General features: G+C 69.9%; 15 protein-coding genes. 4 read left to right on the top strand and 11 right to left on the bottom strand.

From position 1 onward, the window contains the following. Positions 1–36: 36 nt before the first annotated feature. Together AQJ84_RS38545 and AQJ84_RS38540 are read right to left on the bottom strand one after the other, a co-directional pair. The gene (locus AQJ84_RS38545; RefSeq protein ID WP_310591760.1) at positions 37–1,953 is read right to left on the bottom strand and encodes a glycogen debranching N-terminal domain-containing protein; all 1,917 of its coding nucleotides are present in this window, start codon (positions 1,951–1,953) and stop codon (positions 37–39) included. 1,106 nt (positions 1,954–3,059) lie between these two features. Beyond that, positions 3,060–4,847, bottom strand: coding sequence for a DUF4192 domain-containing protein (locus AQJ84_RS38540; RefSeq protein WP_053190911.1), 1,788 nt, complete (start codon positions 4,845–4,847; stop codon positions 3,060–3,062). 164 nt (positions 4,848–5,011) lie between these two features. Here AQJ84_RS38540 and AQJ84_RS38535 point away from each other — a divergent pair, with 164 nt between their 5' ends. Continuing rightward, on the top strand, positions 5,012–7,183 hold the full coding sequence (locus tag AQJ84_RS38535; protein ID WP_030038951.1) for a RecQ family ATP-dependent DNA helicase: 2,172 nt from the start codon (positions 5,012–5,014) through the stop codon (positions 7,181–7,183). A gap of 282 nt (positions 7,184–7,465) precedes the next feature. Continuing rightward, positions 7,466–8,101, top strand: coding sequence for a hypothetical protein (locus AQJ84_RS38530; protein WP_030038950.1), 636 nt, complete (start codon positions 7,466–7,468; stop codon positions 8,099–8,101). A gap of 368 nt (positions 8,102–8,469) precedes the next feature. Here AQJ84_RS38530 and AQJ84_RS38525 read toward each other — a convergent pair whose 3' ends face one another. From AQJ84_RS38525 to AQJ84_RS38515, 3 genes are all read right to left on the bottom strand, one after another. Continuing rightward, positions 8,470–9,105, bottom strand: a complete 636-nt coding sequence (locus tag AQJ84_RS38525; protein ID WP_078631678.1) for a hypothetical protein — start codon at positions 9,103–9,105, stop codon at positions 8,470–8,472. Between the two features lie 68 nt (positions 9,106–9,173). Then, positions 9,174–9,875: a ribonuclease HII gene (locus AQJ84_RS38520; protein ID WP_030038948.1), complete on the bottom strand. Its 702-nt coding sequence runs from the start codon at positions 9,873–9,875 to the stop codon at positions 9,174–9,176. A 94-nt stretch (positions 9,876–9,969) separates the two neighbouring features. Continuing rightward, entirely contained in the window at positions 9,970–10,593 is a 624-nt protein-coding gene (locus tag AQJ84_RS38515; protein WP_030038947.1) for a TetR/AcrR family transcriptional regulator, read from the bottom strand. A gap of 187 nt (positions 10,594–10,780) precedes the next feature. Here AQJ84_RS38515 and AQJ84_RS38510 point away from each other — a divergent pair, with 187 nt between their 5' ends. Further along, entirely contained in the window at positions 10,781–12,328 is a 1,548-nt protein-coding gene (locus AQJ84_RS38510; RefSeq protein ID WP_030038946.1) for an MFS transporter, read from the top strand. Positions 12,329–12,708: 380 nt separating this feature from the next. Here AQJ84_RS38510 and AQJ84_RS38505 read toward each other — a convergent pair whose 3' ends face one another. The 3 genes from AQJ84_RS38505 to AQJ84_RS38495 form a co-directional block, all read right to left on the bottom strand. After that, complete coding sequence (locus AQJ84_RS38505) at positions 12,709–13,635, bottom strand: ADP-ribosylglycohydrolase family protein (protein ID WP_030038945.1); 927 nt, start codon at positions 13,633–13,635, stop codon at positions 12,709–12,711. A gap of 12 nt (positions 13,636–13,647) precedes the next feature. Then, entirely contained in the window at positions 13,648–14,307 is a 660-nt protein-coding gene (locus AQJ84_RS38500) for a histidine phosphatase family protein (protein WP_030038944.1), read from the bottom strand. Positions 14,308–14,426: 119 nt separating this feature from the next. Then, positions 14,427–15,032 carry a YdbC family protein gene (locus tag AQJ84_RS38495; protein ID WP_030038943.1) on the bottom strand — a complete coding sequence of 202 codons (606 nt, stop codon included), beginning with the start codon at positions 15,030–15,032 and terminating at the stop codon, positions 14,427–14,429. 148 nt (positions 15,033–15,180) lie between these two features. Here AQJ84_RS38495 and AQJ84_RS38490 point away from each other — a divergent pair, with 148 nt between their 5' ends. Continuing rightward, the gene (locus AQJ84_RS38490) at positions 15,181–15,714 is read left to right on the top strand and encodes a TerD family protein (protein ID WP_030038942.1); all 534 of its coding nucleotides are present in this window, start codon (positions 15,181–15,183) and stop codon (positions 15,712–15,714) included. Between the two features lie 135 nt (positions 15,715–15,849). Here the strand turns inward: AQJ84_RS38490 and AQJ84_RS38485 are convergent, their stop codons facing one another. The 3 genes from AQJ84_RS38485 to nrdR form a co-directional block, all read right to left on the bottom strand. Beyond that, positions 15,850–16,875: a hypothetical protein gene (locus tag AQJ84_RS38485; protein ID WP_225889256.1), complete on the bottom strand. Its 1,026-nt coding sequence runs from the start codon at positions 16,873–16,875 to the stop codon at positions 15,850–15,852. A gap of 298 nt (positions 16,876–17,173) precedes the next feature. Continuing rightward, the gene (locus tag AQJ84_RS38480) at positions 17,174–20,068 is read right to left on the bottom strand and encodes a vitamin B12-dependent ribonucleotide reductase (RefSeq protein WP_030038940.1); all 2,895 of its coding nucleotides are present in this window, start codon (positions 20,066–20,068) and stop codon (positions 17,174–17,176) included. A gap of 162 nt (positions 20,069–20,230) precedes the next feature. Further along, positions 20,231–20,791 carry a transcriptional regulator NrdR gene (nrdR, locus tag AQJ84_RS38475; protein WP_030038939.1) on the bottom strand — a complete coding sequence of 187 codons (561 nt, stop codon included), beginning with the start codon at positions 20,789–20,791 and terminating at the stop codon, positions 20,231–20,233. Positions 20,792–20,977 lie beyond the last annotated feature (186 nt).

The raw sequence follows: 20,977 nt of genomic DNA, 5'->3' as shown, positions 1-20,977 counted from the left end.
ACTGCCGTTCGTCGCCCCGCGCCGCGTCCTACGAGGTCACGCTCCCAGTTGCAGGCCGTGGGCCGCCTCCTCCACCATGGCGAGACCGAGCCGGCTGACCCGCACGGAGAACGGGGAGCCGGCGACCCTCAGACCGGTCAGGCTGATCTCTCCCAGGGGAGCGCTGCGCAGCGGACGCAGCGTGACCGCTCCGGCGGGTGCGTCCGGGCGGATCCCCACGAGAGTGGCCAGCAGCAGGACTCCGGCGCCCGCTGCCGTCGAAGCGGGGCGACAGGCCGCGGGGTGGGGCAGCGGCAGGCCGCCGTCGGTGCGCTGCTCCCCCGCGTACATTTCGGGGAGCCGATGGCCGAAGGCCTCCGCCGCCGCCAGGACGCCCCGCAGCAGCGAACCGGCCTCTCTCTCGTAACCGGCCGCAGCCAGGCCAGCGACGGCGATCGCCGTCTCCTGGACCCGTACGGCACCGGCACGATGGCCGAACGGGTTGTACCCCGCCTCCTTCGTCCCCAGTCCGCGCAGGCCCCAGCCGGAGTCCATGGCCGGGCTCCCGAACAGCCTCGCGAGCTGCTCGGTCTGCACCCGGTCGAGCAGGCCGGGTGCGTGTTCGCCCCCGCCCAGCAGTCCGGTGTCGAGCAGGTGGACAGCCGTGGCGCTGAGCTGCGCCACCAGACGCCCGTCCGGGGCACGGGCGCTCGCCGGCCGGCCACCGCCACGGTCCTCCACCCAGAAGTCCTCGCGGAACGCCGTCCGCAACTCGCGGGCCCACTGTCGCAGCTCGATGCCGCCGGATCTGCCGTAGGCGTCGAGCAACTCGGCGCCCAGCAGGGCCGCGCGGTGGGCGTGGGCCTGTGTCTCGCATCGGACGGGCCCGCCGGGCTGTGGGTCGCACAGATACGTACCCTCACCCGCGGTTCTCCGCAGCCAGGTCAGACACCGTTCGGCCGCGGGCAGAAGTTCCTCCGTCTCGTTCGCGGGAAGCCCCCATCGCCATGCCTCCGCCAGGAGGACAGGGAAGAGCAGGGTGGCTTCCGTGCCTGTGCAACTGGGCGGCAGGTACGCCCCCGCGTCCCGCCTCGGCCCCGGGATCATCCCGGACTGCGTTGCGGACCCCGGGAGTTGGGTGCGCGCGAGTGTCCTCAGGGTGCCCGCCGCGAGTCTGGTGCCGAGCGGCAGTGCCATCCTGGCCGCGGCGAGGGCCTCGGCCGGGGCCATCCCGCAGCGCCAGGGCGCTCCGGCCGCCAGGTGGGTGTCGGCGGGGTGCGCGGAGTCGCGCATGAGCAGGGCTTGGAGATCTTCGACGGAGGTGTGCAGAAGAGGGCGGACTCCGGGGTGATCGCCTGTCGCCCGTGCGGCGGCCAGAGGGCTCGTCGCCGCGCGGCCCACGGCTCTTACGGGTCCTGCCCCGTCCGACTTCACGCGCAGTTCCACACTCGCTGTCCCGCCCGGGGGCAGTTGGAACTCCCAGCGCAGGAGTCCTGCCGCGGCCAGGGCGTCGGCAGGCGGCGGATCGGCCGTGACCGATGCGCTCCCCTCAGCGCAGGACCAGCGCAGGCCCGAGTCGTGAACGCTGGCGGCCAGCTCGGGGCCGGCCCGTCCCGACGCGATGGCGCCCAGGTCCGCCAGATCGGTCCCGAGGGCCACCTCCACCGGCAGACGGAGCGGGCGGAGGGCCGCGCTGTGGAGTGTGATCCGTTCCGTGCCGTCCGCGTGCCTGATGCGTTCGACCACGACATCCGGATCCGGGCCGGCGCCTGGAGTGGCGCGCAGAGTTCCCACGAAACGTGTGTGGTCCGCCGCGCCCGTCCGGGCCTGGACCGCGGTCGGCTCGCGTCCGGCGACACGAACCTGGCAGCGCGAGAGCACACGCCGGCCCGCGCGGTAGAAGCCCTCCAACCCATGTCCGGTCAGCTGTCCGTGTTCCGAGGAAATGGCAAGCCCCGGGAGCGCGACGCAGATGAGGGCGGTGTGGACCGGAGGCAGGTCGGCGGGACGGCGAGGTGGCGGCGGTGCCGGCGGTGTGGCCGGAAGCGTGGCCGGGTTCGAACGCAGCGGCAGAGGGCTCTGCGGGCTGGGTGATGTCGAGCGGTGAGGACGATCAGCGGTCGGAGGCGATGACCGACGCTGGGCGGTCGGCTGAGCGGTCCGCTGAGCAGGGTGCTCAGGCTGGGCCTGGGGCAGGGGCGGGTTCTGCTCCGTGGGCGATGACGACCGCCGCGCGGGACCGGCGCCTGCTGAAGACCACGGGTCCCCCGACTGCGCCGATGCGCGCAGCGGACGCTCCGTGTTCTCCCCAACGGACGGTTGCCCATCTCGGGTCGTGGACGTGGACAGATGCCTCGACTCCGCCCGCTGCGCAGGCTCTCGCTCCACGCTCGTGGGGTGATGTTTCCGCCCCTCGGGGAAGAGCTCGGGCTCATCCGGATTCGGCCCTCCGTCCTCGCGCGCGGAGTACTCTCCCGGCTTCGCCCTCGAACCCGGCTCGACCGCGCTCGCGCGCCTCGGCTCGTACGCTGCCGTGCCCAGTACCGGCGGCGGGCCGGCACCTCCGTCCCTGGAGGGCGTGGGACTGCTGAGAACCGCGCCGGCGTCGGCGGCGGAGGGCGGAGTCGGCTGGTGCAAGGGGCTGCTTCCTCTGCGCTCTGTGCGCCTCGGTCGTGTTCGGCGCTGGGTATGGGCTCCGGGGGCACATGGGCTGTACGGCGGCATCCGTCCAGGCGTTCCGCCACTCAGGTGAACGGGTCGGACGTGTTCGGGGTCACGCCCGGCGCCACGGATGCCGACCGAATGGCGGTCGGTGCGGCCGGAGAGCCGCACCCCAACCGTGTAACGGCGGGCAGGCCCTGGCGCAGCCCCGCGTCCAGCGGTCGTCAGCCCGCTGCCCCCTTCGCAGCCCCGTCGGCCCCGCCTCGTCCTCGTCCTCGTCCGACGGCTCCCGCCCTCGCTGCCGCACCGGACGCCATGACCCGCCACCCGGCATCGGAGGGCATGCCATACGCGCGCACTGCTCTCACGCGCGCTGCCGACAAGGCCGCGGAGTCGGCGATGTCGCTTCCGGCGTTCGTTCATGCCTCCCCCTCGGGGGCGTCGCCTACCGGACGCGTCGCCCCCGGGCGGGGATCGTGTCGGCGCGTGCTGCCCTGACCCGTGCGGCGTGGGCGGGCGTTCTCCTTCCGCGAAGGCCGCGGTCGCGCACCGCCCGTCCCTGGGTCATGAGGGCGCGCGGCACCCGCAGGACGTGCGCGGACGTGGGATTCCTTAGTTGCCGGCGGGCGTACTCCCGTGCTCGCGGGCTGAGGGGCGCAGGCCGCTCCACCGCCCGCTCGGGTACGCCGCCGGCGCCGGGAGGCCGTCACGGGCGAGACCTCCGGATCTGTCGCAGCACCATTCGCCGGGGCGGCGTCCCCGGGCCGAGTCCCGGTCGTTCCGCGCATCGCCGGAGTCCGGGCAGCGCCACTCATGTCTTCCTGCGTCGATGCCAGGATCTTGTTGCGCGGCGAAGAGTCTGTTCCCCTCTCGCCGCCTCCTCCGGAGTCGGAGTCGGAGCCGGCGCCGGAGTCGGACGTGGCGCCGGAGTCGGAACGCCTACGCGCCGTGCGCGCGGCCCGCTCCGCGCGCAGACAGCGGCGGATCGACTCCGGGTCAAGGCCCTCGTTGCAGGCCTGGTGCAAGAGGCGGGCGAAGAGGTAACCGGAATCGGCACCCAATGCCATGGCCAAGGCCTCTCGAGCCTCGATGTCGTCCCCGGCCGACCAGGCGACCCAGCCGACGAGGGTGAGCGGGGCCGCCGCGTGCTCGCCGTACGGTCCGACGCAGCGGCGGGCCAAGGCTCGCCACAGGCGCAAGGCCGGGCCGGCCTCCTGGCCCTCCATCCACTCGGCCGCGCGATCCCGGGTCGAGCGGTCCTGCAGACCGAGGATCAACACGGCCGCTTCCTCGTGTCCGAGCAGTGCGTCGTCACGCAGGTCCGCCTGGAGGGTGCCGGCGACGGGTGGCGCCTCGGCGAACCGGGTCATCGCCCGCTCGGCGAGCGCCAGGGTCTCCTCCGCCACGTCAGCCCGGTTGACCTCGTCGAGCATCCTGGGGACCAGCGCCATGTTTGTGGTGTCGAGGACAACCTCCTGCTCCAGTGCGGCGGCCGTCTCCCAGGGCAGCAGCCTGGCTCGCAGTTCACGCAGCGTGCCGCGCACCTGCACTCCGGCGTAGGCCGCTGCGGCTGCCAGCACCGAGGTACCGGGCAGCCCCATCGGCAGCCCTTCGGAAGGACAGCACCCTTCACTCGGGCAGCAGTAGGACCAGAAGCGGCCGTCAGAGATGCAGAGGGCCTCGATCACGGGAACGTCGAGCCGGCCGCATTCCGTGCGCAGGAGCCCGGCGAGCCGGGTCAGCCGGGTCATGACCTGCTGCCCCGTCTCGCCCGTGGCGGGCTCCTGACACAGGTAAGCGACCATCTGCTCGGGTTCGGCGCCCCTGCGCCGGCTGCCCGTGATCAGGCCGTGGGCCAACTGCCGGGCCGCGGACTCCCAGTCGTCCTCGCTCGACGGAATACCGAGCCGTGCCCGTCCGCCGAACCTGCCACGGCCGCCTCGGTCGTGCAGGGCGACCAGGACGATGCTGTCCTCCGGGCGGTATCCCAGCAGATACGGCAGCGCGTCGGCCAGCTCACCCGGGGTACGCAGGGTGACCTGATGGTCGCCTCCGTGGGCGTCGTACGTCACGCACCCGACGTGCTCGCCGACGACGGCTTCGCGACGCCCGTCGCCTGCGCCGAGAAGTTCGCGCCCTTCGTGCCCGTCTCGCCCGCTGATGTCGCCGTTCTCGTCGGATCCGGTCGTTTCGCTGTGATTCGTCATGCGCAGACGATCTCGCGGATCACCAGCTTCCGCTTTGACCTGTGGATAAGTCCGATCAGGGACACGCCAACCTCGACTGCGGAGGTCGACGGCCCGGCGCGAACATACGCCGTCCCCTCCGGGCCGGGGCCCGGCTGTCAGTGCCGTCCTGTTGTATGGGACGTATGACGCACACGAGCAACGCGGAATTGCGCGCGGCAGCCGATGCGGTCCTCGCCCGACTCGTCGGCGACGGCACCGGGGCGGCCCGGCTGCGCGAGGACCAGTGGCGGGCGATCGAGGCGCTGGTGGCGGACAAGCGCCGGGCCCTGGTCGTGCAGCGCACGGGCTGGGGCAAGTCCGCGGTGTATTTCGTGGCCACCTCCCTGCTGCGCGAGCGCGGCGCGGGGCCGACGGTGATCGTCTCTCCCCTGCTCGCACTCATGCGCAACCAGGTCGGCGCGGCCGCGCGCGCCGGCATCCACGCCCGGACGATCAACTCCTCCAACACGGAGGAGTGGGAGACCATCCAGGCCGAGGTCACCGCGGGCACCGTCGACGTACTGCTCGTGAGCCCGGAGCGGCTCAACAACCCCGACTTCCGTGACAACGTCCTGCCCGAACTGGCCGCGGCCACTGGGCTCCTGGTCGTCGACGAGGCCCACTGCATCTCCGACTGGGGGCATGACTTCCGCCCCGACTACCGGCGGCTGCGCACCATGCTCGCCGACCTCCCGCCCGGCGTCCCGGTGCTCGCCACGACCGCCACCGCCAACGCAAGGGTCACCGCGGACGTGGCGGAGCAGCTGGGCACCGGCAGCGGCTCCGACGCGCTGGTGCTGCGCGGGGCCCTGGACCGCGAGAGCCTCAGCCTGGCCGTCGTCCAGCTGCCCGACGCGGCCCACCGGCTGGCATGGCTCGCCGATCACCTGCACGACCTGCCGGGCTCCGGGATCATCTACACCCTCACGGTCGCCGCGGCCGAGGAAATCACCGCCTTTCTTCGACAGTGCGGTCACACCGTCGCCTCCTACACGGGGAAGACGGAGAACGCCGAACGGCAGCAGGCCGAGGAGGCCCTCCTCGCGAACCAGGTCAAGGCGCTCGTGGCCACGTCCGCACTCGGCATGGGGTTCGACAAACCCGACCTCGGCTTCGTGGTCCACGTCGGTTCGCCCTCCTCCCCTATCGCGTACTACCAACAGGTCGGCCGTGCCGGTCGCGGCGTGGAACACGCCGAAGTACTCCTCCTCCCGGGCCGCGAGGACGAGGCGATCTGGGCCTACTTCGCCTCCGTCGCGTTTCCGCCCGAGGAAGCTGTCCGCCGCACCCTCGACGTCCTCGCGCAGGCGGAGCGTCCGCTGTCGCTGCCCGCGCTCGAACCGCTGGTGGAGCTGAACCGCACCCGCCTGGAGACCATGCTCAAGGTCCTCGACGTGGACGGCGCCGTCCACCGCGTCAAGGGCGGCTGGGTCGCCACCGGCACCCCTTGGTCGTACGACACGGAGCGGTACGCCTGGGTGGCAAAACAGCGCGCCACCGAGCAGCAGGCCATGCGCGACTACGCCACGACGACCGGCTGCCGCATGGAGTTCCTACGGCGCCAACTGGACGACGAGGAAGCGGCTCCCTGCGGACGCTGCGACAACTGTGCCGGTCCTCGGTTCACGGTCGAGGTCTCGCCGGCCGCCCTGGAATCCGCGGGAGGGTCACTCACGCGCGCGGGCGTCGTGGTGGACCCCCGCAAGATGTGGCCGACCGGGCTCCCGGCCATCGGTGTCAACCTCAAGGGCCGCATCCCGCCCGGGGAACAAGCCGCCCCGGGCCGCGCACTGGGCCGGCTCTCCGACATCGGCTGGGGCAACCGGCTCCGCCCCCTGCTCGCGCCCCACGCCCCGGACGCGCCCGCGCCCGACGACGTGATGAACGCCGTCGTGACCGTGCTGGCCGACTGGGCCAAGGCACCGGACGGATGGGCAGCGGACGCACCTGACGCGTCCCCCCGACCCGTGGGTGTCGTCACCATGCCGTCGCGCACCCGGCCGCAGCTGATCCACTCGCTCGGCGAGAGGATCTCCGCGGTCGGCCGCCTCCCTCTCCTCGGATCCCTGGCGTACACGGATCACCTGGCCGACCTGTCCCTGCCACGCTCCAACAGTGCCCAGCGTCTACGAGCCCTCGAGGGAGCCCTCGTGGTCCCTGCGCCGCTGCGTGAGGCGCTGGGTGCCGCACAAGGTCCCGTGCTGCTCGTGGACGACATGACGGAGACGGGCTGGACCCTCGCGGTCGCCGCCCGTCTGCTCCTGCGGTCCGGCGCGCAGGGGGTGTTGCCACTGGTCCTGGCGGTACGCGGATGAGTGTGCGCGGGACGCCGGACACCTCCGCGACGGCATGTGCACGTGTCCTGCTCGATCGTCCCGTGCGTCGTCTCCCGGATCACCGGGTAGGGATATATGACGCTAACCGCCCGGAAAGGGTCGGTCAGCCCAATTGCTCGTTGCCGCAACCAAGTTCGACAGGAAGAATTGAAGTCCGCTCCCCGCACGGCTCGTTCGCGATCAGGTAGGGCTCTGCTGCGGTGCGCGCTCCCCCGAATCCGACCCCGCCCGCAGTGTGGGCGCGTAGCCGAAGGGAGGACCGTGACCTTCGGATTCGCTCCGTCCTCCGCGGCGTCGACGTCGTCGCCTGCCGACCTGTCCGCCGCATCCGCCAACCCTCTCGCCCGCATGCTCGAACCAGCAGAGTGGGCCGCCGCGGGCATCCCCCTGCTGCGCAATCCCCGCGAGGTCGTCAGCGGACTGCACACACGGCACCACCCCAAACCGGCGACCGCGATCGTGGCGGTCCTCGATGCCGACGAGCGGCTACGGGCGAGCGCCTCGTTCACCCGCCGCCCGACACCCGCGGACGGCTGGCTGTCCCGGAACGTGCTGCTGGCCCAGCTGCGCCGGGTGATCCCGCACGACCTGCGTCGTCGGACGCCGGTGCGCACCGCCGTACTGCTCTACTGCCGTGAGGGCGACGCGCGTTGGACCGAGGAGGACGGCGCTTGGATGTGGGGGCTGCGTGACGCCTGCACCCTGCACGGGCTGCGCTGCGGGGCGTACATCACGCTGACCCGGGACGGCTGGCAGGTTCTCGGCGAGGGGCGAGGCGGGCGCCGGCCCAACGCCGACTCGAGCCCGGAACCCTTCGCGATGACCGAGGCGCCGCCCCCGCTACCGCGCACGGGCGGTGCCGCCTCGGAGGTCCTGCGCCGCGCAGCGGCCCGCTGACGCCGCAGGGCATCCGCACGCGGGCCGACGGCCCGCACGCCCATGCGTGCTCGCTACACCGGCGTGCGCCACACAAGGCGAAGTCCGCGCGACAGCCCCAGCCACGCGCACGGTGAGCAGCCCGACCGCACGGCGGGCGGCCACCACGCACCGGCCCTGCCCAGCCCCGCGACGAGCAGCCAGCGGAATGCCGCGGTCGGCCCGAGGCATTCCGGACGCGGACGCGGACCCATGTCTGCCATGCATGAGGGGGCGAGAGGTGCCGTCGCGCGGATTGCGGGAACGACGAAGAAACCTCGGAGCAGGTGCCGCCTGAGCGGCACCCTTACGTCACCCCCCGGTGTCCCCCCGGACGATCCGGATGCGGCTCAGGCGCCCGTGCCCAGCACCGAGTTGATCTGCTGCGGGTTGCCACAGACGATCAACAGCGCACCAGCCCGGGCATGGGCGAGCGGCAGGGCGTCGGCGACCGCCGACTCGGGGCCACCGTTGACCGCGACGACGACCACCGGACGTGAGGCAGCGCGTGAAGCCACGGCGGCGTCTGCGTAGAAGACATCGTCGGCGGCTTCGTGCTGCGCCCAGTAGGAGGTTTCGCCGAAGGACAGTTCGTGGACGGCCCACGGGTGCGGTTCGCCGGTGGTGAGCACCAGCACCTCGCCGGGGGCGCGACCCGAGTCCAACAACAGGTCGACGGCTTCTTCGGCAGCATCGAGCGCACCCTCGGCGGAGGCCGGGATCAGCTGGATCTGCGGGGTCACCGGGGCGGCGGCGACAGCGGTGGCCGGGCCCGACGGTCCGGGCTTGGCCACGGCCACTTCGCGCGGCGTACGTTGCACCGGTGGCGTGGGCCGCAGCGGGCCAGGGCGACCGGGACGCGGGTGAGCCGCGGGGCGGGGGCCGGGTACAGGACGAGGGGTCGGCGCGGTACGGCCGCTGGCCGGAGTGGCGCGGGGACCCTGGGCACTCTCGTGAATCTGAGGCTCCTCGGGAATGAGAGGCATGGGCTGATATTTATCAAACGTTGGTGCGACGCGCGACGGCGGGTGGCACATGAGTGCGAGTGGAATCGTCAGAAATCGAAGCCGAGCTGACCCTCGATCTCCGGAACGCTTCCATCCGCCCAGCTGCGGACCTTCTTGAGGTGCCGCCACTGGGGCAGCGCATCAAGATACGCCCACGACAGCCGGTGGTACGGGGTGGGTCCCCGCTCCTCCAGCGCGGCCTTGTGCACGGGCGACGGATACCCGGCGTTGGCCGCAAAATCGAAGTCTGCATGGTCGATACCCAGTTCGGCCATCATTTTGTCGCGCTGAACCTTGGCGATCACCGAGGCCGCCGCGACAGCCACGCACGACCGGTCACCCTTGATCACCGTGCGGACCTTCCACGGCGTCCCGAGATAGTCGTGCTTCCCGTCGAGGATCACCGCGTCGGGACGGACCGGCAGGGCGTCCAGAGCACGCACCGCCGCGAGCCGCAGAGCAGCCGTCATACCCATCTGGTCGATCTCCTCCGGGGAGGCGTGCCCCAGGGCATACGACGACACCCACTGGTGCAACTCCTTGGCGAGCTCGGTGCGCCGCTTGACGCTGAGCAGCTTGGAGTCGGTGAGACCTTCGGGGGGTCGGCGCAGTCCGGTGACCGCCGCGCAGACGCTGACGGGGCCGGCCCAGGCACCGCGGCCCACCTCGTCGACACCGGCAATGATCTTCGCTCCGGTCGTGGCGCGGAGGGAGCGCTCGACGGTGTGAGTAGGCGGTTCGTACGGCATGGCGCCCTTAGCCTACGCCGCCCGGATCACCCTTCGACACCCCGGTTTCCCTTAACGGCTTCGACGGTGTCCGCGAGCCCTTTGCCTGTCGGCGTCACGCGCCGGTCGGCCGCAGTAGCGGAACCATCAACTGGTCGATCATGTCTTCGACATCTCGGTCGTTCCATTCGCTCGCGCACATCTTGGAGCGATACATCATCATGGCCGGGATGGCATCGAAGACGTAACCGTTCGCCGCGTCGCCCCGCACCTCTCCACGCTCTATCCCGCGCGCGATGACCTCGCGCAGCAGCGCGAGGGTCGGCTCCACTACACCCCCGAAGATCACGCCATGGAAGCGCTCCACCTGCGCGGGGTCGCATTCGTGAATCACCGCCCGGAGAGCGAAGCCCGGGCGTGAGTACATCGCATCACGCGCCCGCAGGCACAGCGAGAGCAGATCCTCGCGCACGCTCCCAAGATCGGGAGCCTCTCCGAGAGGCGGCAACCCGGCCTGGAGCGCATCCGCGACAAGGTCCTCCTTGGAGGGCCAACGCCGGTACACGGCGGCCTTGCCGGTCTGGGCGCCGGAAGCGACGCCCTCCATGGTGAGGCCCTTCCAGCCGACCGTACTGAGCTGATCCAGGGCGGCTTCGAGGATCGCGCGTTCGAGCACGACGCCGCGCCGACGAAGGGAGGCCGTCCGAGCGGGGGCGGCCGTCCAGCGCGAGGTAACCATCTGAGCGTCTCCAACAGACAGGGGGAGCGGGGTTTTGGGGAGGGAGGGGATCAGCGCGCAGAAGCAGCGGGGGACGCGCCACGCGACAACAGGCCGAGTGAACGCTTGCGTTCACTACACGGGACTCACTACCGTTGACGCAACAGTGAACGCGATCGTTCACTAAAGCTGTCGTGGGGGACCCATAGTGACGACCTCTCAGTTGATTAAGGACCAGAAACCAGGTGCGGCCCGCCGGGAGGGGCATCCCGGCATCGCACTCGCCGTCATCGCGGCCTGCCAACTCATGGTGGTACTCGACGCGACGATTGTGAACATCGCGCTCCCGCACATACAAGACGCGCTCAAGTTCAGTACGACTGACCTCACCTGGGTGGTGAGCTCCTACACCCTGACCTTCGGCGGCCTGCTGCTCCTCGGCGGCCGGGCCGGCGACATCCTCGGCCGTCGTCGGGTCTTCATGACCGGCATCCTGCTGTTCACCTTCGCCTCGCTGCTCGGCGGACTGGCCCAGGAGCCGTGGCAGTTGCTGGCGGCACGCGTTCTGCAAGGGGTGGGGGGCGCGATCGCGTCGCCCACGTCGTTGGCCCTCATCACCACGACGTTCCCCGAAGGCCCGGAGAGGAACCGGGCTTTCGGCGTCTTCGCCGCGGTGTCCGCGGGCGGCGGCGCCATCGGTCTGCTCGCGGGCGGCATGCTCACGGAGTGGCTCGACTGGCGTTGGGTGCTCTTCGTGAACGTCCCCATCGGCGTGTTGATCGCCGTGCTCACCCCGCTGTACATCAGCGAGTCCGAGCGGCACACCGGACGCTTCGACATCGCCGGCGCGTTGACCTCGACCTCCGGCATGGCCCTGCTCGTCTACGGGTTCATCCGGGCAGCGGACGAGGGGTGGCGCGACAGCCTGACCATCGGCTCGTTCGGTGCTGCCGTGGTTCTGCTGTTGGCCTTCGCGTTCATCGAGTCCCGCGCCAAGGAACCGAGCACCCCACTCAGGATGTTCGCCGATCGCAATCGCTCGGGAACATACGTGATCATGCTGAGCCTCGCCGCGGCAATGTTCGGCATGTTCTTCTACATCGTGCTCTTCGTGCAGAACGTGCTGGGGTACAGCCCGATCAAGGCCGGTCTCGCCTTCCTCCCGGTCACGGTCGTCATCGGTCTGGGGGCCGCCCTGTCGCAGCGGTTCCTGCCGGTTCTCGGGCCCAAGCCCTTCATGATCGTCGGCTCGGCGCTGGCAGCGATCGGGCTGGGCTGGCAGGCCCTCATCAGCTCCGACAGCTCCTATGCCGGCGGCGTGCTCGGGCCGATGCTGGTGTTCGGCTTCGGCATGGGCCTGAACTTCGTGACGCTGACACTCACCGCGGTCTCCGGTGTCGCCCCGCATGAAGCGGGAGCGGCCTCCGGACTCCTCAACACCACTCAGCAGGTGGGCGGTTCGCTCGGCCTGTCCATCCTCACGACGGTTTTCGGCTCGGCCAGCAAGGACGAGGCGGAGAAGCAGCTGCCGAAGTTCCTCGCCGAAGGTTCGGCGGAACAGAAGGCACAGTTCGGCCAGACACACCAGCTGCCCGCCCCCTGGGGACACGAGGTGCTCGCCCAGGGCATCTCGACGGGCTTCATCGCGGCCGCGGCAATGGCCGTCCTCGCCCTGATCACCGCCTGGTCGGTGATCAGGGTCCGCAAGAGCGATCTGGACGCCCTGGCCGGCACGGCGGGACCCGGCATCGGCTGAGCCGACCGACCCCATCCAGCGATGCGAATGGCCGACCCCGGTCCAAGAGCCCCGAGGCAGGGACCGCGGTCCGGCCATTCGCACGCCACGCGCTCGGGCCGACACACCCAGCACCGCCAGCGCAACCAGCGTCGTCACCGAACCTCGTAGGAAATGCATGGTCACCCCCGCCCTGCTCGCGTGTCACCTGCCCGTGCGACCCCGTATCGCACACGGCGACTGACACGAGAACGCCCCGCCGGTCACACAGAGTTCCCAACACGTACAGAGAGTTGTGAAAGGCTCGCGATCGCGCTCGCCGACAGACAGTGAGCAGCACACCGCCACGCCGGGAGCCACCGTCAAGCCTCAGAACGCAGGTCAGCCTTCGACCCGAGTCCTCAGACCTCGGACCTCGGACCTCGGACCGAAGCGGGAACCCAGTCAGGCAGAACCTCCGTCTGTTCCACCCAGGCCGTCGGCGGCGTGCCCGCTTTGCCCGCGGCGATCACCCCGCCCACGATGGCGCAGGTCGTGTCGACATCGCCGCCGACCTGCGCCGTCGTCCAGAAGGCCTGCTCGTAGTCCCCCAGGGCCCTGGCGGCCGACCAGAGCGCGAAGGGGACGGTGTCGTGGGCCGTCGTACGCCGCCCGCAGCCCAGTACGGCAGCGACGGTGCCGGCATCGGCGTAGTCGAGCATGTCCCGGGCTCGCCTTAGTCCGGCGCCCACGGCGCTCTTGGGAACCAGCGCGATCACACCGTCGAGGAGCACCTCGGGGCTGGGCGGGCCACCGGGAGCGGCGGCCAGCGCTGCGGCCGCGGCGACGGCCATGGCACCGACCACGGCCTCACGGTGCTGGTGCGTGGGGTACGAGGAGATCTCCGCCTGGTGGGTGGCCTGCTCGGGGTCGTCCGCGTACCAAGCGCCCAGGGGGGCGACGCGCATCGCGGCCCCGTTGCCCCAGGACCCCTGGCCGTTGAAGAGCTCGGCCGCGAGTTCCCGCCAGTCGCCGCCCTCCCGGACCAGCCGAAGCAGACGGTTGACCGCCGGGCCGTAGCCACGGTCGAAGTCGTGGTGCTCGGCGAAGGAGCGAGCCAGGGCGTCCTGGTCGATGCGGTGGTGGGCGGCCAGGACCGCGACCACGGAGCAGGCCATCTCCGTGTCGTCCGTCCACTGCCAGGGGCCTGGCGGCAGCTCGCGGTCCTTCAGCAGGGGGTAGTTCACCGGCACGAAGAACTGCGAGCCCAGCGCGTCCCCCACGGCCAGTCCACGCAGGCTGGCCAGGGCGCGATCCAGGCGCCCGTCGGGAGAGGAGTCAGCGGTCATCGCCCTGCCACTCTATCCGGTGATCCCGTACGGCTCCGGATCCCGCCATCGGTCGAAGGGCCGGTCGAGCACATACTTGCCGTCGTCTCCCAGAACGAGCATCCGCATCTCCGCGTTCCCGGGATTCGCGAGTGACTCGAACTCCGCGACCGTCCAGTGGAACCAGCGCATGCAGAACAACCGCATGGCCAGACCGTGCGTGACGAGCAGGACGTTGGAGGGGTGGTCGGGTGCCTCGAAGCTGCGGTACAGGCTCTCCAGGAAGTTGCCGACGCGGTCGTACACGTCGGCCCCGGACTCCCCCTGAGCGAAACGGTAGAAGAAGTGCCCGTACGCGTCCCTATAGGCCTTCTGAAGCCGCACGTCGTCGCGGTCCTGCCAGTTTCCCCAGTCCTGCTCGCGCAGCCGGGGCTCCTCGCGCACCCGTATGAGCTCGGGGTCCAGGTGGAAGGCACGCAGGGTCTCGTGCGTTCGGCGATACGGAGAGACGTACACGCTGACGCGCTCGCGTCCGAACACCTCGCGCAGCCGCTTGCCCGTCTCCTCTGCCTGCTGCAGGCCCCGGTCGGTCAGGGCCAGGGCGTGGTCGGGTTCACGCTCGTACACGGTGTCATCAACATTGCCCGTTGACTCGCCGTGCCGGACAAGGACGATGCGCCGTGGTCGTGCCATGCCAAGACCCTAGATCGAGTGACGGCTCATAGAGCACTCCTACGGCCTCCATACAGCGTAGGTCACACACTTTCCGCACCAGCGGCCACATCAAGAGCCACGAGCCGCCGACCGGGACGTCACACCGTCCAGCTCGGTTCCAGCTCCACGATGTCGCCCGTGAGGGACGCGACGTCCGCCTCCGTCTGCGCCCTCAGGGCGAGGCGCTCCACCCGCTCGGTGCGGTATTTGCCGTGTTCGGCGGCCGAGAGCCACATCGACAGGACCAGGAACTCGCTTCCGGGCGCCTCTCCGAACAGTCCGCGGATCATGCCGGGCGATCCGGCCATCGCGGGGTTCCAGACCTTTTCCTGCATGAGCGTGAAGTGCTCGGCGCGCTCCTCGTGGACGCGGCAGTGGGCGACGCGTACCAGGTCCGCGTCCGAGAACCGCGGTTCGAAGCCGGTCTTCACGTCGAAGCGGTAGTCGAACAGTTTGGCCTGGCGGTCCTTGAAGGTGCCCGACTGCGCCGTGGCCAGTCGGTCGTACGACCTGGCCATGAAGGAGTCGTAGAAGGCGCGGCTCTCCCAGAAGGCGAAAGTGTGCGCCACGCCCGGCCGCCCCCGGCTCCATCCACCACCCTGTCCCCGAAACCCCGGCTCCCCCAGAAGCCCCGCCCACTTTCGCTGCCCCCGCTCGAAACCGCGGCGGTCCACCACGGTGCAGCGAATCCACTTGACCAGCACCGCGCCATGGTAAGGCCACGGGGCGTGGCGCAGGTCACTCTCGAACGGAGTGCTCTCCGGCGGGCGCACGCGTACGCGTGGCAGGATGGACAACCTGCCTTGTCCGCCCGGCAGTTCGGGCGGCGCCTCCGGGGGAAGGGGAAGTCTGGTGAACGGCCTCAAGAAGGGCATCCGAAAGGTCGAGATCGCCCTCAAGTGGGACCCGAGTCCGGCTGGAGAGCCGCCCAGCGATCTGGACGTCGTCGCCGCCACCTACCTGACGAGCGATCCGCACGGGGATCCCGACTACGTGGTGCACTTCGACAGCCGCTCCCCCGACGGCACCATCTACCTCAACCGTGACAGCAAGGACGGCAAGGGCTTCGGGTGGGACGAGGTCATGACGGTCGAGCTGGAGCGGCTCGACGCCCGCTACGCGCGCGTGGTGGTCGGCGTGGTGATACAGCAGCGGCCGGAACGTCGGACCTTCGTGAGCGTGATCAACCCCGCGCTCCGCATCCGTGAGGGTTACACCGACCTCGCCGCGGACAACTTCGGGGAGGTGCTCGGGGCGACGGCGGCCACAGTCGGCGAGTTCGTACGCGAGGGCTCCGGCACCTGGGAGTTCCATCCCGGCGTCCAGGGCTTCGAGGACGACCCCGCGACGTTCACGGCGACCATGGGCCGGACCCGCCGGCCCTGACCCTCCCTTGCCGCTTCGGATGAACGACACGCTGTGAGGGCGGCGGCACCGAGAAGTCGGCGCCGCCGCCCTGGCAATGCGCGCATCCCTGAGGACGCAGGTCTGCGGATGAGAGCAGTGCCGGCGGCCAGGCGCTTATTCCTGAGGTGCGCTTTTCCTCGGAGGACCAAGCAGGTCGCCGAACGCCCTCAGCACCAAGTGGGACGCTGACTCAGCGAGCCAGAGCAAACGATGATCGTCGGCAGCTATGGCGTTCCTTGCCGTTTCGCACCATTCCTCCCGTTCGAGGAGGGCGACGTAGCCCTCCCGACAGGTCTGCCACCGTCCGACGGACTCGATCGAGCCCTCGTCCCCGTGCTCGCCGAGGCTTCCCGCGAGTAGTGCGGCGGTGTAGTAGCGGCTGGGCGAAGGCCCCAGCCGCTCAAGGTGACGCAGCAGAGCAGCCAGCGCTTCCTCGGCGTGCGGATAGTGCGCGAGCGTCATGCCCATGCCCTGGCAAGAGGTGAGCACGTGGAGGAGGCTGCCAGCGTGCTCCACGACCTCGGCATCCGCAACCGCTCCAACGAGGGCCTGGTGGAGGCCTGCGGCCAGCGCCACCTTGCCGGCGAAGTAACCGTTGAGGAAGTCCCCGTCCACGGCATTCCGCAACAGCCAGTGACGGACGTCCGGATGACCCTCCACCAGCCGACACAGCGCCTCGACCACGTAGACCCGCCCCCAGCCGGCTACTCGATCCGCCAGCCAGAGGAGCGCACCCGCGCCGTCCGGCAACCGCTCCATCGCATGCGCCGCGAGTGGACCGAAGGTGCAGGAGAGGAGTCCGACGGTCTGGATGTACGGAACATCGTCGACAGTGCCGACCGCGGCGAGCAGGGACAGGCCGACGACGACATCGTCCGTGTCGGTTCCGTGCCTGACGAGCCGGCGCCCCGCCTCCCTGGCCCGTGCGCCTCCGCGCAAGGCAGCCGCGGCGACGCGTGGGTTGGGATGGATGGGCACGTGGATGCCGTGAAAACGGCCGACCAGTTGATCGGGGACGGACCGTGGGTCGCTGAAGTTCTCATCGAGGACGGCCGCGACGTCGGCCCCGATCTGCTCACGATCACGGGGGTGCTCTGGCCGCGGCCTACTGCGACGACGCTCTTCGTCGGGATACGGCACACCATCACGTGGCAGCGGGGCGTCGGGGGTCAGCCCGTGGAGACGCAGGGCATGGTCGAACAGTGTGGTCCTGGATCCGGGAAGCTCAGTCCCGGCGGCCTCGCTCAACGGAGGCGGAAGGGCTCGATTCTCTTGATCATGCCCCTGAGCCTGCCATCACGGCACCTGCGACGACAAGCCCACGACAGGCATCTCGATGGCATCGCATACGACCGGCCGGGATCGCGTAGACCAAGGGCGGTGGAGCGACATGCGCTCCACCGCCCTGACCGGGTTCAGCCCTGGAGGCCGCCCGGGATCAGCTGCAGCCGCTCGTCGAGCCGCAGCCCTCGCAGATGTAGCAGGAACCGGCCCGCTGCATCTTCGTACCGCAGGAGAAGCACAGCGGGGCGTCGGCCTGGATGCCCAGCTGCATCTCCACCAGCTCGGCGCTGGTGTGGGCCTGCTGCGGGGCGGGCTTGGCCACCTCGACCTCGGCCTTCGGCGTGGCGACGGCCTTCAGCTCCTGGGCACGCGGCGCCGACTGTGCGAGCCCCTCGACGTCGACCTCGTCGTCGGAGGGCTCGTACGAACCCGTCTCCAGGTGGCGCTGACGCTCCTCGGCGGAGTGGATACCGAGGGCCGAACGCGTCTCGAAGGGCAGGAAGTCGAGCGCCAGGCGGCGGAAGATGTAGTCGACGATCGACTGCGCCATCCGCACGTCCGGGTCGTCCGTCATGCCGGCCGGCTCGAAGCGCATGTTGGTGAACTTGGAGACGTACGTCTCCAGCGGCACGCCGTACTGCAGGCCGACGGAGACGGCGATCGAGAAGGCGTCCATCATGCCCGCGAGGGTCGAGCCCTGCTTCGACATCTTCAGGAAGACCTCGCCCAGGCCGTCGTCCGGGTAGGAGTTGGCCGTCATGTAGCCCTCGGCGCCGCCGACGGTGAAGGACGTCGTGATCCCGGGGCGGCCCTTGGGAAGGCGCTTGCGGACCGGGCGGTACTCGACGATCTTCTCGACCGTCTCGCGAATGGTCGCCTCGGCCTTCTCCGTGACCTCGGCCTTCTCCTTCTCCTTGGTCTTGGCGGAGAGCGGCTGGCCGACCTTGCAGTTGTCGCGGTAGATGGCGAGCGCCTTGACGCCCATCTTCCAGGCCTCGAAGTAGACCTCCTCGACGTCCTCGACGGTCGCCGACTCCGGCAGGTTGACCGTCTTGGAGAGGGCGCCGGAGATCCACGGCTGGATCGCGGCCATCATGCGGACGTGGCCCATCGCGGAGATGGAACGCTCGCCCATGGCGCAGTCGAAGACCTCGTAGTGCTCCTGCTTGAGACCGGGGGCGTCGATCACATTGCCGTGGTCGGCGATGTGGGCGACGATCGCCTCGATCTGCTCCTCCTGGTAGCCCAGGCGGCGCAGAGCCTGCGGGACGGTGCCGTTGACGATCTGCATCGAGCCGCCGCCGACCAGCTTCTTGAACTTGACCAGCGCCAGGTCGGGCTCCAGGCCGGTGGTGTCGCAGGACATCGCGAGACCGATGGTGCCGGTCGGGGCGATGACGGACGCCTGGGAGTTACGGAAACCGTTCTTCTCACCGAGACGCAGCACGTCCTGCCAGGCTTCCGTGGCGGCGGCCCAGATCGGCGTGTCCAGGTCGTCGATGCGGACGGCCTTCGTGTTCTCGTCCGAGTGCTGCTTCATGACCCGCAGGTGCGGCTGCGCGTTGCGGGCGTAGCCGTCGTACGGGCCGACGACCGCGGCGAGTTCGGCGGAGCGTCGGTACGACGTGCCGGTCATCAGGGAGGTGATGGCACCGGCGAGGGCGCGGCCGCCGTCGGAGTCATAGGCGTGGCCGGTCGCCATCAACAGGGCGCCGAGGTTGGCGTAACCGATGCCGAGCTGGCGGAACGCGCGCGTGTTCTCGCCGATCTTCTGGGTCGGGAAGTCCGCGAAGCAGATGGAGATGTCCATCGCGGTGATGACGAGCTCGACGACCTTCGCGAAGCGCTCGACGTCGAAGGACTGGTTGCCCTTGGTGTCGTCCTTCAGGAACTTCATCAGGTTCAGCGAGGCGAGGTTGCAGGACGTGTTGTCCAGGTGCATGTACTCGCTGCAGGGGTTCGAGCCGTTGATCCGGCCGGACTCCGGGCAGGTGTGCCAGTGGTTGATGGTGTCGTCGTACTGGATGCCGGGGTCGGCGCAGGCCCAGGCGGCCTCGGCCATCTTGCGGAAGAGGGACTTGGCGTCGACCTCCTCGATGACCTCACCGGTCATGCGGGACGTCAGGCCGAACTTGCCGCCCGTCTCGACGGCCTTCATGAAGGTGTCGTTGACCCGGACCGAGTTGTTGGCGTTCTGGTACTGGACAGACGTGATGTCGTCGCCGCCCAGGTCCATGTCGAAGCCCGCGTCACGGAGGGCGCGGATCTTCTCCTCTTCCTTCACCTTGGTCTCGATGAAGTCCTCGATGTCGGGGTGGTCGACGTCGAGGATGACCATCTTGGCGGCGCGGCGGGTGGCGCCACCGGACTTGATCGTTCCTGCGGAGGCGTCGGCGCCTCGCATGAAGGAGACCGGACCGGAGGCGTTGCCGCCGGAGGAGAGCAGCTCCTTGGAGGAGCGGATGCGGGAGAGGTTCAGGCCGGCGCCGGAACCGCCCTTGAAGATCATGCCCTCTTCCTTGTACCAGTCGAGGATCGACTCCATGGAGTCGTCCACGGCCAGGATGAAGCAGGCGGAGACCTGCTGGGGCTGCGGCGTACCGACGTTGAACCAGACGGGGCTGTTGAAACTGAAGATCTGGTGCAGGAGGGCGTACGCCAGCTCGTGCTCGAAGATCTCGGCGTCAGCGGGCGAGGCGAAGTACTTGTAGTCCTCGCCGGCCTTCCGATACGTCTTCACGATGCGGTCGATCAGCTGCTTGAGGCCGGTCTCACGCTGCGGGGTGCCCACGGCACCGCGGAAGTACTTGCTGGTGACGATGTTGACCGCGTTCACCGACCAGAAGTCGGGGAACTCGACGCCACGCTGCTCGAAGTTGACCGAGCCGTCGCGCCAGTTGGTCATGACGACGTCACGGCGCTCCCAGGACACCTCGTCGTACGGATGCACGCCGGGGGTGGTGTGGATGCGCTCGATACGCAGCCCCTTGGTCGCCTTGGTGCCCTTGGCGCGGGAACTCCGTGCCGGACCGCTCGCCGTCTCTGTCATGCCGCCTCCCTGTACGGGCTAAAACGCCCTGAAGTGCCCCGATGTTCCCGGGACACGGTGTTCTGTCTGGTGCTGCGGACACCCTCACTACGGCCCGCAACAGGTCTTCTCATCGCCGTTGCCCGGCTGGGCCCGGAGTCTTGGTCCGGGGCCGGCCCGCGGTCAGTCGGCGGCGCGTGCGGGCTCGGGAACCTGAGCAGTCCCTCCGGACCCGCTGTCGTCTTCGTGGCTCCCCGCGTCGGCACCGTCGCGGTCTTCGTCGTCCGCGGCGGGGGATCCCGTCTGTTCCCTGAGCTCCGCGATCGCGGCCTCGAAGTCCTCGAGCGAGTTGAACGCCCGGTAGACGGAGGCGAATCGCAGATAGGCGACGAGGTCGAGCTCCTGCAACGGGCCGAGTATGGCCAGCCCCACGTCGTGGGTGGTCAGCTCGGCGCTTCCGGTGGCCCGCACCGCCTCCTCGACCCGTTGGCCGAGCTGGGCGAGCGCGTCCTCGGTGACAGGCCGTCCCTGGCATGCCTTGCGCACACCATTGATGACCTTGGTACGGCTGAAAGGCTCGGTGACTCCGGACCGCTTGACCACCATGAGCGAGCAGGTCTCCACAGTCGTGAAACGACGGGAGCAGTCAGGACACTGGCGGCGCCTGCGGATCGACGTGCCGTCGTCGGTCGTACGACTGTCGACCACGCGGCTGTCGGGGTGCCTGCAGAAGGGGCAGTGCATGAACTTCCAACCCTCCTCACAGCAGACTCAATAGCCCCAGGAGGCCCTTGGGCCCCTCGAAGCAGCCCCCAGCATAGGCGATCGCCGTAGGCTCGAAGACCCGGGGGACCACAACTTCTGGGCTGCTGCCGCAATCCAACCACTAGATGTGGGGATTGGCCCATACATACACGCCACGCGCGCGTG

The organism is Streptomyces resistomycificus (genome assembly GCF_001514265.1).
In the GTDB taxonomy this organism is placed as follows: Bacteria; Actinomycetota; Actinomycetes; order Streptomycetales; family Streptomycetaceae; genus Streptomyces; species Streptomyces resistomycificus.
This window is presented reverse-complemented; position numbering and strand designations above follow the sequence as displayed.